The 13,507-nt window shown below is 53.1% G+C and carries 12 protein-coding genes; 2 read left to right on the top strand and 10 right to left on the bottom strand.

The window, feature by feature from the left end:
• Positions 1–2 precede the first annotated feature (2 nt).
• The gene (locus Q0336_RS08280; protein WP_298527669.1) at positions 3–1,334 is read right to left on the bottom strand and encodes an alpha-L-fucosidase; all 1,332 of its coding nucleotides are present in this window, start codon (positions 1,332–1,334) and stop codon (positions 3–5) included.
• A 422-nt stretch (positions 1,335–1,756) separates the two neighbouring features.
• On the opposite strand from Q0336_RS08280, the gene Q0336_RS08285 reads away from it, so the two are divergent.
• On the top strand, positions 1,757–2,461 hold the full coding sequence (locus tag Q0336_RS08285; RefSeq protein ID WP_298527671.1) for a DUF4476 domain-containing protein: 705 nt from the start codon (positions 1,757–1,759) through the stop codon (positions 2,459–2,461).
• Positions 2,462–2,508: 47 nt separating this feature from the next.
• Positions 2,509–3,957, top strand: a complete 1,449-nt coding sequence (locus Q0336_RS08290) for a DUF4476 domain-containing protein (protein WP_298527674.1) — start codon at positions 2,509–2,511, stop codon at positions 3,955–3,957.
• Positions 3,958–4,035: 78 nt separating this feature from the next.
• Here the strand turns inward: Q0336_RS08290 and Q0336_RS08295 are convergent, their stop codons facing one another.
• The 9 genes from Q0336_RS08295 to Q0336_RS08335 all read right to left on the bottom strand — a co-directional run bounded on the left by Q0336_RS08295 (position 4,036) and on the right by Q0336_RS08335 (position 13,085).
• Positions 4,036–4,527, bottom strand: coding sequence for an N-acetyltransferase (locus Q0336_RS08295; protein WP_298527677.1), 492 nt, complete (start codon positions 4,525–4,527; stop codon positions 4,036–4,038).
• A gap of 98 nt (positions 4,528–4,625) precedes the next feature.
• Entirely contained in the window at positions 4,626–5,084 is a 459-nt protein-coding gene (locus Q0336_RS08300) for an ATPase (RefSeq protein ID WP_298527680.1), read from the bottom strand.
• Between the two features lie 40 nt (positions 5,085–5,124).
• Positions 5,125–6,945, bottom strand: coding sequence for a V-type ATPase 116kDa subunit family protein (locus Q0336_RS08305; protein WP_298527683.1), 1,821 nt, complete (start codon positions 6,943–6,945; stop codon positions 5,125–5,127).
• An 8-nt stretch (positions 6,946–6,953) separates the two neighbouring features.
• A complete protein-coding gene (locus Q0336_RS08310) occupies positions 6,954–7,571 on the bottom strand; it encodes a V-type ATP synthase subunit D (RefSeq protein WP_298527686.1) in 618 nt (205 codons plus the stop codon).
• Between the two features lie 22 nt (positions 7,572–7,593).
• Entirely contained in the window at positions 7,594–8,223 is a 630-nt protein-coding gene (locus tag Q0336_RS08315) for a Type 1 glutamine amidotransferase-like domain-containing protein (RefSeq protein WP_298527688.1), read from the bottom strand.
• A gap of 82 nt (positions 8,224–8,305) precedes the next feature.
• Positions 8,306–9,628, bottom strand: a complete 1,323-nt coding sequence (locus Q0336_RS08320; RefSeq protein ID WP_298527690.1) for a V-type ATP synthase subunit B — start codon at positions 9,626–9,628, stop codon at positions 8,306–8,308.
• A gap of 8 nt (positions 9,629–9,636) precedes the next feature.
• On the bottom strand, positions 9,637–11,394 hold the full coding sequence (locus tag Q0336_RS08325; protein ID WP_298527693.1) for a V-type ATP synthase subunit A: 1,758 nt from the start codon (positions 11,392–11,394) through the stop codon (positions 9,637–9,639).
• 91 nt (positions 11,395–11,485) lie between these two features.
• Positions 11,486–12,460 carry a DUF2764 family protein gene (locus tag Q0336_RS08330; RefSeq protein ID WP_298527696.1) on the bottom strand — a complete coding sequence of 325 codons (975 nt, stop codon included), beginning with the start codon at positions 12,458–12,460 and terminating at the stop codon, positions 11,486–11,488.
• Positions 12,461–12,494: 34 nt separating this feature from the next.
• Positions 12,495–13,085, bottom strand: a complete 591-nt coding sequence (locus Q0336_RS08335) for a hypothetical protein (protein ID WP_298527699.1) — start codon at positions 13,083–13,085, stop codon at positions 12,495–12,497.
• Positions 13,086–13,507 lie beyond the last annotated feature (422 nt).

The raw sequence follows: 13,507 nt of genomic DNA on the forward strand, positions 1-13,507 counted from the left end.
GATTACTTGAGCGTTACTTCGACGATGTAGTCAATAGCGTTGGCTTCCGAAGGAGCCTTATCGAAGGTCAGTGTCAGGCCTGCCTTGGTCTGGTGGAAGGGGATCGACTTACGAGACTCGAAGGCTACGACACTCTTGACCTTCTGTGTAAGCGGCAGGGAGAGCATGCGGCTCTTCCAAGAGAGGATGTGCAGGTAGAGCGTCTTGCCCTTCTGCGTCGTGACACCCCATTCCTGAGGAGGGATGCACCCTTCGCGTACCCCATCCTTGACCGTCACCCTGTTGGTCTTCATCCAGCGACCGATCTTCTCAAGGCGATCAATAGCTGTAGCAGGGAGGACACCCGAAGCCTCAGGGCCGATATTCAAGAGCAGGTTGGCATTGCGCCCTGCTGTCTCGACGAGCAGACGGATGAGGGTCGTATCGGACTTATAGTTCTGGTCAATGATCTTGTAGCCCCACATGCCGTTCATCGTCTGGCAAGTCTCGATGGGGAGCTTACTGATCGACTGCCCCGAGAGACCTGCGGTATTAGCACCAGGCACGTCGCGCTCGAACATCTGGAAGTCTTCACCCTCATGCACTTCGCCGTGGTGATTGTTCCCGATGAGGCAAGCAGGATTCAGGGCATGAATGCCTGCATACATCTTGTCATAGTGCCAGTCGAAGCCAGGATTCTCATCCTGGTCCCATTCGCCATCGAACCAGATAGCCTCAGCACCATAGTCCTGGACGAGTTCCTTGAGCTGAGCATTCATGAAGGCATCATAGGTCTTCCACTCGCCATGCGTAGTACGCCCTGTGCCACGGCCCGTACGTCCGATGGGATAGTAGTCATCACGCGTCCAGTCGAGGAGCGAATAGTAGATATGGAAACCTAAGCCCTGCTTGCGACATTCGTCACGGAGCTCGGCGAGGATATCACGCTTGAAGGGTGTAGCCTTCACGATATTGTAGTCACTATGCTTGGTGTCCCAGAGAGAGAAACCCTCGTGGTGACGGGAAGTGATCGTCAGATAGCCTGCACCCGAAGCCTTGATCGCTGATACCCACTTGGCCGCATCAAACTCTGCAGGATAGAAGGCAGCTGCAGATTTAGCATACTCTGCGTGGTTCAGGTTGGCATTGGTCATATACCATTCGCCCTGAGCGAACATGCTATAGAGCCCCCAGTGCAGGAAGATCCCGAAGCCACGATCACGGAAGGTCTTCCGAGCTTCTAGATTTTCTTTGGTTGGCTGGTAGCCAGGCTGAGCATGAGAGAGAAGAGGAGTAGATACGGCTAGGCCGAAGGCCAGAGCGGCCATCCGAGTAGTAGTTAGTACACTTTTCATTGTGGTGATGTTTGGCCCTCTCTTGAGGTTGATTACACGGCTCAAAGATAGTCAATTATTGAGGAGAAACCTTAAAAAATTAAGATAGCACACTCCGTCTTCTGTTAGGGTATTCTAGAGAAAGATCTTAGCTGAAAAAAGAAAGTACTCAAGGGGGTAAAAAACCACCCTACGGTAGGTCACTCCGAAAACCTATAGTGGGTCGTCCTTGCGACCTACTGTGGGTCGCTCCGACGACCTACCGTAGGTCGTTTTGGCGACCCACTATAGGTATCAGATCGAGCCTTCCTAGAACTAGGGTATTGAGGTAGTCAAAGACAGGGGGGAAGTCTACAGAAGAAGTGCTAAATTTAGCCTTCAAGAAGGGAGGGATAATATTCATCCCCGTCCCGAACGTTTTACCGATAAATAAAGCACAGTATATGAACAAAAAGATTGGACTACTGAGCCTAGTTCTTCTCCTCGGCTTGCCCTCTTGCGAGATAGCTCGCATCAGCGAGGAGTTTGGACGCTCAAGCAATTCCATTGCCCGCATCGAGCGAGGGATGAACCAAAGGCAGGTACAAGAGCTCCTTGGGCGACCCGACTTCCGGAGCTTCTCCGAAGATGGTACCGAAGAATGGGAATATCGCCAGACCTACGGCTCTCTTGGAGGGATGGTTGTCCTAGTCACCTTCTCCCCATCGGGAAGAGTGATCCGACTCAACACCTATGACAATGAAAGGTATAGACGCTCCAGAAACGACTACCCTAGCTACCCGAATTATCCGAATTACCCGAACTATCCCAACTACCCTAGAGATCGGGGAGACTATCCCTATGACAACCGTCAGAGTGAGCGGGAGAATGAGGAATGGTTCAAGGATGTACTGAACTCGGCACGTCGTAAGCCCTTCGATGATGATCGGGTCAAATATATCCAAGATGTCGCTCGAGACTACCGCTTCACGACCAAGCAGACCATCCGTCTACTGAACCTCTTTACTTGGGACAAAGAGAAGCTCAAGGTACTCTCCCATATAGCTCCTCGTCTGAGAGATCCATACAATGCTTACCAGATCATAGACAGCTTCACCTTCCTCGATGCTAAGGAGCAGGCTCGTCGTATGCTCGGGCTCTCTCGCTAAGTACTTAGCTCACTCACCTCACCATCATACATCCCCCTATATCTATTATGAAGATAACGACAGGGCTTGCGGCCTCTATCTGCATCGTCACGCTCGCCTCGTGCGGGCTGGGCAAGGCACGCCAATCGGTCAGTCAGATCGACCGAGGGATGACCAAAAGCCAAATCGTAGCGATCCTAGGTCAGCCTCGCAATAAGAATGTCCAAGAGAATAACCGAGAAGTATGGGAATATCGATTCCAAGACCAGCTCTCGGAGGCTGTCCTTGCGGTCAATGTGACCTTCGAGGATGGTCGTGTCTCGAAGTTCGACAGCAAAGAGACAGCCCCCCAGCAGCCAGCTACCATCCCCTACCCTACTCCCTCTACTCCTACGCCTCCACCTCCCGTCGTCATCCCCGATCGAATCCCTGAGCAGTACCCCGCTCCTCGCCCTGAGTACTATCCGGGACGTGGCTACCGAGATCGGTATGAGCAGGAGGCCGAAGCTCGTGCTTTCGAGGAGTTCTATCAGGATGTGCGTAGTCTGATCTACACGAGGGAGCAGATCCAGTTCATCGAAGATGTGGCTCGCCGTAGCTACTTCTCCACGGATCAAGTCGCTCGACTCGTCCGTATCTTCTCCACAGACGATCAGCGACTCCATGTGCTACGCATCCTCACCCCCCGCCTCAGAGACAGCTACAATGCTTATCGCCTCATCGAGCTCTTCGACTTCATGAGCACTAGGGAGGAGGCTCGGCGCATCATCGAGACCTATGCTCCGCCCATGCCTCGCCAATATGATCCTCGCTACGGAGGTACCCTGCCACAGCAAGAGGACTTCGAGGAATTCATCCGAGGCATCGAACGTCAGACCTTCACCAAGGATAAGCTCCGCTATATCCGTGATGCTGCCCAGCTCAATACCTTCACCGTACAGCAGACAAGTCGCCTGCTGAAGCTCTTCACTTGGGACAAGGAGCGTCTCGAAGTCCTCGAAGCCATCGCTCCCCACCTGCGTGATGGCTACAATGCTTATCGCCTCATTGAACTCTTCGACTTCATGCACGCCAAGGAGCAAGCTCGACGCATCCTCGGCTTCTCTCAGGATCGAGGCTCCTATGGGCGCTCCTTCTCCCGAGGAGGAGGTAGCATCCAAGAGCAAGTTGGGGAGATCGGTCGACGTATCGATGAGCAGATGAATCAAACAAGGGATCGCATCGGCCAAATGACCGAGCACTCTACGTGGTTCCAGCCTCTGCTTATCCAGCTACGTACCGAACCTTCTGTCGAAGGTCGCCTCAACCTCCTCCGCACCGAGCTCCGCTATCATCAGCTAACGACGGACCAAGGCATGCAGCTCTTGCGTACCTATTTCTCTACCGATGAGGATCGTCTCAGTGCCCTAGAGCTCATCGCTCCAAAGCTCTCCGACCAGTCGGCACGAGGACGCTTCCTTGATCTCTTCACTTACTCCGAAGGGAAAGCACGAGCTAGCTACCTCCTCGGCCTTTAGGCCTTCATCCTCTTTCTATATACACGACAGCGCCACCTAGGGAGATCCCCTAGGTGGCGCTGTCATTGGTATTTTAGACTAAGCGAGATGCTTCTGGAAGGCAAGTCGTGGTGAACCATCGGAGACGTAGATCGTACCACAGTGCGTGAAGCCATTCCGCTCGAGGAAGCTCAGCATGGTCTGATTTGCCTCGTGGGTATCAATGCGTAGGTTCGTACAGCGAGCCGATACCCAAGCCAGTACTCGGTCAGCCATACCCTTCACCCGACCATCCGAAGCAAGGCGATGGACTACCCCGTAGGGAGTCTCATCTAGCCAAGCTCCTTCGATATGCTGATAGGTGGGCTCTTCCTCCTGAGCGAAGTAGAAAGTCCCTACCAGCCTATCAAGCCCTTCCTCCTCACAGACATAGCTATGCCCCGAGGCTATATCCCTGAGGATCTGCTCCTGCGAAGGATAGCCGACAGGCCACTGAGCACTATTTCCTTGACGGATCATGAAGGAGCGAGCCCCGTCAAGTAAAGCCATGATCCCCGAGAGATCCTCGGGAGTACTGAGACGTATCTGCATCGAGATAAGAAGATCGCTAGAGATAACAGCTAAGGGCCATCTCACCTCAAGAGGAGAGACAGCCCTTAGATCTAGTGGATGGATAGGATCCTATACTCTTAGAAAGAACCTACGATGAGGATCGTCACCAGGAGAGCAAGGATAGCATAGAGCTCAGGGAAGACCGCCATGACCATGGTGGTGCTGAAGACATTCTCCCCATTACCAATCGCCTGAATACCATTGGCACAGACCTGAGCCTGACGGATCGAAGAGTAAGCACCGACGACACCGAGGATGATCCCTGCCCCGAGGATAGCCCAAGCGGCAAAGGTAGTGATGGGACCTGCTGCGATCAGCTTATCAAGGGCAGCCTTAGCCATGAAGAAGCCAACGAAACCATAGAGCCCCTGTGAGCTTGGCAGAGCTGCCAGACCGATGTACTGCCCGAGGGCATCAGGGTTCTTCTTCATAGCACCGACGGCAGCATTACCGCAGATCGTCACACCTACGCTACTACCGATACCCGTCAGACCAACCATCAGCACAATGCCGAGGAAAGACAACATCTCATTCATAATCTTTACTTGAGTTAAATGGAATTATTTGGTTTGTTTTTTACTTACGCTTGAAAGGAGTGTAGGGCTTACCTCCACCCTCAAACTCACTATTCTTGTAGTACTCTACGAACGTCAGACGTAGCGGGTGAACGAAGGCACCGATCATAGCGATACCGAAGTTGATCCCGTGCCCGAAGACGAGGATGATGAGTGCAAGGATCCAGCCCATGATGTAGCTACCGATCCCAGCATCACTCCCCGAGGCGGGGAGACAAGACATAGCGAGCTGATTGAAGACGCTCCCTAGGATCCCCCCCGTCAGCCCGATGGCGAAGAGTCGGATATAGGAGAGTGAGTCTCCGAGAAGCCCCGAAGCAGTCTCATAGGTCTTCCACAGACCTGCACCGAGGTTGAAGAAAGGATTCTTCCCTGGGCTATTGTAGAAGAAGGCGACTAGGACCGAAAGTCCTGCTACACCATAGAGGAGGTAGGTCACAGGCTCTGGCAGTGTGAACTGCATCATCGGTAGAGCATAGATCAGCCCGACAGCTACCAGAAGGAGTACCCAAGCATAGCCAGCAAGTGAGTGCTTCCATCCCTTCTGCTTACCTGTCTTGTATGCTCCGACAGCCTTACCGAGCAGGATCTGCACCAGACCAATGACGACAGAGATCGTCATCAGATTATCCTGATTGAAGAGGTATTCCTTGTTGTGAGCCCAGGGCAGTTCGATCCCGAAGATCCCCCCCATGAGCATTCCGACAACAAATGCTCCACCTCCGAGCCACTGGATAAGCCCTACGATCGAATTGTCCCCTCCTCGATTCTTCAATCGCACGAAGGTCGATACGGCGAAGAGCACCAGTCCATAGCCCGCATCCCCAAAGCACATCCCGAAGAAGAGCATGAAGAAGGGGGCGATGAGTACCGTCTGGTCTAGCTCCTGATAGTTAGGTAGCGAGAAGAGACCCGTGATGAACTCAAAGCACTTGGTGAAGGCATTATTCTTCAGCTGGATGGGCACACGCTCCGTCTCTGGATCGAAGTCCACCTGCTTGAAGTAATAGCCCCCCTTGCCGAGCTCCTCCTCAAAGGCCTTAGCATGATCGGTAGGGACGAAGCCTTCCAAGAGAAGGAGCTTCTCCTCTGCTAGGCGATCAGCCTGCAGACGCACTGTCCCGAAGGTCAAGTGATTCTCCAGATCAGTATCGTAGGCTTGAAGCTGAGCTTGCCACTCTGGGAAACTTGCCCGCAGTTGCTCGGTAGCTTGGTCTAAGGAAGCCTGCACTTCTTCCAGCTCCTGCTCTACACGATCGACACTGCGCTGAGGGCGACGGATAGCTTCAGCTTCGGGAAGATGAAGCGTCGTATCTAGGGAGCGAAGCAAGACGAAGTACTGACGACCACTGACGACCTCGATAGGTACGACATCATGCATAGCACGGAAGCTTTCCGTAAACTGAGATACGGGGAGGGCATAGAAGTCCAGCGTGTAGCCGACCTCTTCAAGGCGAGTAAACGTACTGTCGTCAAAGACACCCCAAGGGCGAACCTCATCGGCCTCTACCCGTAGCGTCGTGATACGGTCGACAAGACGATGTCTTGCCTCTAGCTGCTCCTCAATCTGACTGATGAGTGCGCGTCCATCTACCTCTGTGGGTAGCTGTACTTGCTGTCCCGACTCAGAGGCGGGTCCTTCATAGGGGCGAAGCTCCTTGCGAAGAGCCACGATGTGCATACGCTCAGCCTGCAGAGCTTGTAGCTCCTCGACCTCCTTCGTAGACTTCTGCTCTCGGACGTGGACGACTCCTAGCTCTCTGAGGCGCAGGAGGAAACCTTCATAGTCTCCATGGAAGACCAAGAAGGCATATTTATTCATTGGCTGAATCATTGGGCTACCTCCTCTTCTTTGCTTTTACGCTTCTCGATATTGGTACGCATGATCTTCTGCGATGCCTTCGAGAGACTCTCTTCGTCCTCGATGAATCGCTTGATCTTGCGGATAGCATCTTGATAGCCTGGGATCTGCACCTTCTCGAAGAGGTTCACCTTCTGGGTGGTCTTCTTACGAGCATGCTCTAGGAACTCCATCTTCAGACGAAGGAACTCCGCCTCAATCCCTGTAGTGGCAAGCGTCTTCAAGAGCTCAATCCCCTCGGCATACCAAGAGGGAGCATTGAAGATACTGAAGGGGCGTACCTCGTAGTGGATACCATCCAGCACGGGGAGCAGGACACCAGCAACCTTCTTCATTGAGAGGTCTACTCGATCCACTGTGATGAGCGAAGGATCGAACTCATCCCATAGACTGACCATGCCCTGATAGCCTCGGAGTTCGGCCTCGAGTTTAGCCTCGAGCTCCTCGACCTCTCGCTTGGTCTGCTTGACCTGCTGTCTGAGGGCGCTCTCCTTACTCTTAATCGTAGGCAAGGTGCGCAGACGCATCTTCAGCGCCTTCTCCTGCTGCTGTAGCGAGGTCTTATTGTATTGAAATCGTATCGCCATAAGTCATTTGATGGCTACCTATTTATTCCTTAGTCACGATAGTGAGTTCACTCCCTCGCACTATGATCGCTTGATCATTCGTGATCGGTACGAGAGGAAGTTTATCGCCGTATGTAGCGAGGACCTTCTCTCCTACTTCTTCGAAGGGAAAACTCCTATAGTGAGGCAGTGGATATCTAGAGATTAGCCCTAGAGCTGCGAAGGATGCCAACTCGGATGCCACATGAGTCTCATCCATGAGCCGGACATACTCGATACTCGGAGCAAGTATCATCGCCCCAGCAGACTCCCCGATGTAAGGCTTACCACCCTCAATCTCTTCCTGGATAAGCTTATCAGCGCCCTTGCGCTTCAGCTCCTGAAGGAGATAAAAGGTATTACCTCCTGAGACGTAGATCAGATCACCCTCTGAGAGCGTACTTCTGATCTCCTCCGATGAAGCCGTAGCGACATCAAGAGGTGCGACCTTTAGCCCCAGTTCCTCCAGACTCTCTTGCCCCAGCTTTACATACTCCTTGTAGGACTCTGGAGTACTAGCCGTGGGGATGAAGGTGACGACCTTCCCCTGTAGTTCTATTGGGCATGCTTGCTCAAATAGAGGAGCTACATCTGCAAATGAGGAGCAGAGGAAAAGGAATATGCTTGGGTTCATTCTCTATACTATTGGGCTCTCCTAGCTTTGCCACACCTCAAGAGCGATTCTTCCTGAGGAGCGGTGGTGTCGTGCTAGGCTCTTAGGCCTCAGGCCAATATTTATCGACGAGTTGCTGCTTGATGTTGACTTCAGCAGGTCGGAAGTACTTACCGAAGAGGCCCCATGCGGTGTCAAGCATCCCTTCGATATCGACATTAACGTCGATAGCTAGGAGCTCACGCGAATAGTCAGCTGCAAAGCGAAGGGTGCGCTCATCGTAGTCGGTTAGGTCGAAACCATTCTCCATCTTCGTCTGTGCACCTGCGGCATCGGAGAAGAGACGGACAGCGGCATTCATCACCTGTGGATGATCCTCACGAGTCTTCTTACCGATGACAAGCTGCTTGAGACGAGAGAGCGAACGGAAGGGGTCGATGATGACCTTACCCACACTCGAGTCACGACGCAGATAGAGCTGCCCTTCGGTGATATACCCCGTGTTGTCAGGTACGGCATGCGTGATATCTCCCCCAGAGAGTGTCGTCACAGCGATGATCGTGATCGATCCTCCGTCTGGGAACTGCACTGCCTTCTCATAGATCTTAGCTAGGTCAGAGTAAAGCGAACCTGGCATAGAGTCCTTAGAAGGGATCTGGTCCATACGATTCGACACGATCGCCAGAGCATCGGCATAGTTCGTCATGTCGGTCAAGAGGACCAGCACCTTCTCCTTCTTCTCCACGGAGAAGTACTCCGCAGCAGCGAGTGCCATATCTGGGATCAGAAGACGCTCAACAGAAGGGTCCTCCGTCGTATTGATGAAGCTGACGATACGGTCAAGCGCACCTGCATTGCTGAAGGTATTCTTGAAGAAGAGGTAGTCGTCGTTGGTCATACCCATCCCCCCGAGGATGATCTTATCGCTCTTAGCACGAAGAGCTACCATCGCCATCACTTCATTGAAGGGCTGGTCAGGGTCTGCGAAGAAGGGGATCTTCTGCCCCGTCACAAGGGTATTATTGAGGTCAATACCTGCGATACCGGTAGCGATGAGTTCAGAGGGCTGCTCACGGCGAACGGGGTTCACCGAAGGACCACCGATCTCTACTTCCTTACCCGAGATAGCAGGACCGCCATCGATGGGTTCACCGTAGGCATTGAAGAAGCGACCGACGAGCTGGTCACCCACCTGAAGCGAAGGAGCCTTGCCTAGGAAGATCACTTCCGCATCCGTGGGGATACCTTCCGTACCGCCGAAGACCTGCAGAGTGACTTCTTCGTCCATGATACGCACGACCTGAGCTAGACGCCCATTGATCGTAGCCAGCTCCTCGTTGCCCACACCCGTAGCGCGGAGCATACAAGTAGCCTTGGTGATATTCTCGATCTTGGTATAAATCTTTTGGAATGCTTTTGCTGCCATAGCGCTCTTTAGTTTTTAGCTCGTTGGGAAATCAATTCTTCCGCTCTAGCTTCTTGGCGACGGAACTCTTCGCTGTCGAACTCAGAGTAGTTCATCTGCTTGAAGACATTGATCAGCTCCTTGAAGTACTCCGACACTTCGACGAAGCCCTCGAAGGAGAAGTTCATGCAGCAGACCTGCATCACACGACTGACCATGTATTCCTGACGCTTCAGTGAGCAGTTGCAGTCGATCGGGTCGAAGGCATCCTGCTGACAGATGATGAAGTCGATGAGTTCGGACTTCCAGAAGGTGACGTGGTAGTCCAAGGGCACACCATCGTCCCCGAGGATGTTGATCTGCTCAGCGATCTCCTTACCTCGGATGAGCCACTGCTTCATCTGATTGACCTTGTCGATCCAGCCTGATCCGATATGATCGCTGACGTAGTCTTGGAACTCTGGATACTCCAGATACTTCGAATAGCTATCGATTGGATTGACCGCTGGGTAGCGCTTACGGTCGGCACGCTCCTGCTCTAAAGCATAGAAGCAACGAGCTACCTTCTTGGTGTTCTCAGTGACAGGCTCCTTGAGGTTACCCCCTGCAGGAGATACCGTCCCGATGAAGGTGACCGATCCAGTAGCACCATTCTTCAGATGGACGAAGCCTGCACGAGCGTAGAAGTTCGCCACGATGGCAGAGAGGTCCATAGGGAAGGCATCGGGGCCTGGGAGTTCCTCGAGACGGTTAGACATCTCACGCAGAGCCTGAGCCCAACGAGAAGTAGAGTCAGCCATCAGCAGTACCTTGAGACCCATGCTACGGTAGTACTCAGCGATAGTCATCGCCGTATAGACCGAAGCTTCACGAGCTGCCACAGGCATGTTGGAGGTATTAGCGATGATGATCGTACGCTCCATCAGAGGGCGACCGGTATTGGGGTCAAGGAGTTCAGGGAATTCCTTGAAGACTTCCACGACCTCATTAGCACGCTCACCACAAGCAGCGATGATCACGATATCAGCCTCAGCCTGCTTACTGATCGCATGCTGGAGGACCGTCTTCCCCGTACCGAAGGGACCAGGGATGAAGCCCGTACCACCCTCGACGATGGGGTTCATCGTATCGATCATACGTACCCCCGTCTCTAGGAGCTTGTGTGGGCGTGGCTTATCGGCATAGCAGGTGATCGGGCGCTTGACTGGCCACTTCTGCTTCATGGTGATGGCATGCTCCTGTCCGTCTTGGTCGAGGAGGATCGCAATGGTATCCTTGACGGTGTACTTCCCCTCGCCTTCGAGGCTCTTGATGGTGTAGATCCCATCCATAGAGAAGGGGACCATGATCTTGATGGGCTGGAAGTTCTCCTCTACCTGACCAAGCCAAGAGCCAGCGGTGACACGATCACCGACCTGAGCAAGGGGCTTGAAGTCCCAGAGCTTGTCTCCATCAAGCGGGTAGGTATAGGTGCCTCGGCTGAGGAAGACCCCTTCCATCTTGTCGAGGTCATTCTGGAGTCCGTCATAGTTCTTAGACAGCATCCCTGGACCAAGCGTGACCTCGAGCATGTGCCCTTCGAAGGTCACGGGGTCACCGATGCGCATCCCACGCGTGGATTCGAAGACCTGAGCATAGGCATTCTTACCACTGACTCTGATGACCTCACTCATCAGAGGGACTCCTCCGACGGTGATATAGCATATCTCATTCTGAGCGACAGGGCCGTCTGCCTCGATAGTCACGAGGTTGGCGACGATACCTTTTACACTACCTTTTGTTGCCATGTATCCCTTGTTATTTAGCGCAGACCCAGACTAGGTGAAGGGCATGCGTATTCGGTTGAATTCTGTGTATTCTTAGTGAGGAGAGGAGGAATTAGCGCTTCTGAGCCTTCTTGAATTCCTGTAGGACGTTGGCACTCTCGCCCTTGAGCGAGAGGACGATCTTACGGAAGGTGGCCTCCCCAGTCTTCTCATCCAGCTGCGACCAGCGCTCGAGGATGGAGAGACGGAGATAGTAGCAGAGCACATTGTCGATGTCGAAGATGCGGACGAAGGTCCAGTCATCCATCCACTGCCACTTCAGCAGGTCGATCAGACGCTCACGACGAGCGATGTCCCGCTCTTCGGCGATCTGAAGGACTTTAGGAAGATAAGGGAGAAGCTCACCGAGGTCGAAGTCCTTAGCCTTGGAGTGCAGGAGATTCTGCTCCACTTCACCCTGACCGACGATGTATCTCGAAGCATCCCAGCCCAGTCTGCAACAAGTGAAGACGGCGAGGATATTGCGGATATTCTTGTTCAAGCTGAACCATTCGCTGAGGAAGGCACTCCCCACAGCTCCGACGGAGTCGTAGTAATAGCCCGTGAGTAGATCCTCGAGGAGCAAACGATCTGATCCGATCTCTTCAAAGCGAGAGGGGCGCACGTCGGCCTCTTCGGCGAAGTCTTCGGCCACAGCCTTGCGGAAGAAGAGATCGTAGACAAAGCGCACGATGTATGCAGGGAGCTCTCGGACGCGAGGGCACTTCTTGCCTGCAGCTGCTGCTTTAGCAACTCGCTGGAGAAGGCTCACAAAGAGCTCGTCTCTGCTGGGCTCAGTCTCTACGGGCCCGTAAGAAGGTTCCTGAGATTCCTCCTCCGTTTCTACTGGAGTGAGGTGTCCTTCGGCGATCCAGCTGAGGAGTTCCTTGTTGAGGGGCTCCATGCGGAGGATCTCCAGATAGGAGCGATCTCTCTTGGTCAAGATGGGTAACAGCTCTTCATAGAAAGCCTCTGTAGAGAAAGGAGGCTTGGGGGTATCCACCGTGACATTCGGCAGGCCTGATACCAGAGCGTAATACTTAGCCATGTGTGCTCTACATTATGTACTAATCTGTTCAGGACTAGAAGAGCATCTTGGTCATCTCTGGACGGAGGAAACTCTTAAATAGTTCGATAAACTCGGATTCGCCGAACTGAACCTTGAAGCTCCCATCTTGTGGAGCGATCGTGAAGTCGGTAGGTTTGCCTGCTACAGAGCGGATCGACACGCCACGCTCCAGCAGAGCCTTAGCATTAGCAGCGAAGTAAGAGCGAAGGCCTTCTGCATCAGCCGTAGAGATCTCGATCCCACGATTGAGGTCGAAGCCTTCTGCTAGCTTGAGGATGAACTTCTGGATGAAGGCCTGATCAGCAGTAAGCGCCTGGACATTAGCTCGAGCTACTTCGCCCTGGATCTGATCAGCGATGCTGCTCTTCAGTGAGTCGATGAGTTGGGAGGTGTAGAGCCGCAGCTCCGATTCGGTGTTTTTCTTGAGTTCGCTAGCGCGACGTTCGGCGGTCTTGACGATCTCGTCAGCTCGGCTTGCAGCCTCTGCTTCGATCTTCTTGGCTTTTGCTTCGGCCTCGGCGACGAGGCGATCAGCTTCAGCTTGGCCTTGTTGGACCCCCTCTTTGTAGATCTTCTCGGTCAGTTCTTGAATCTTTGCATCCATATCTGATTGTATTTGCTTTGTCTACGATGCAGTGGGAGAAGAGCTCTTCACCCGTGCGGAAGCAAAGATAAGCAATTTATCCATACGACAAAGAGTGTAAAGCCAAGGCAAAAAAACAAGTAATTCCAGCCCTCATCTCCGCCTAGTAGAGAGGGATAAAAAAGCCCTCAAGAAGGGGGCTAAATACCCCTTAAAATTGACCTTAACAGCCCCTCTACGAAAAGCAAAAGATGGGCTCGGAAGAAGTAGCATGTACAGCCCCTTTCCTGCAGGATCTACGACACCCCTAAAAACGACCTACGGTAGGTCGCCTTTAAAACCCACTGTGGGTCGTCTCACCGACCTACCGTGGGTCGCATCGACGACCCACGGTAGGTTTTATTTGGGCTCTTCCTAGAGTCGATCGTAATGGGTCATACGGA

The organism is uncultured Porphyromonas sp. (genome assembly GCF_938039215.1).
Lineage (GTDB): Bacteria > Bacteroidota > Bacteroidia > Bacteroidales > Porphyromonadaceae > Porphyromonas.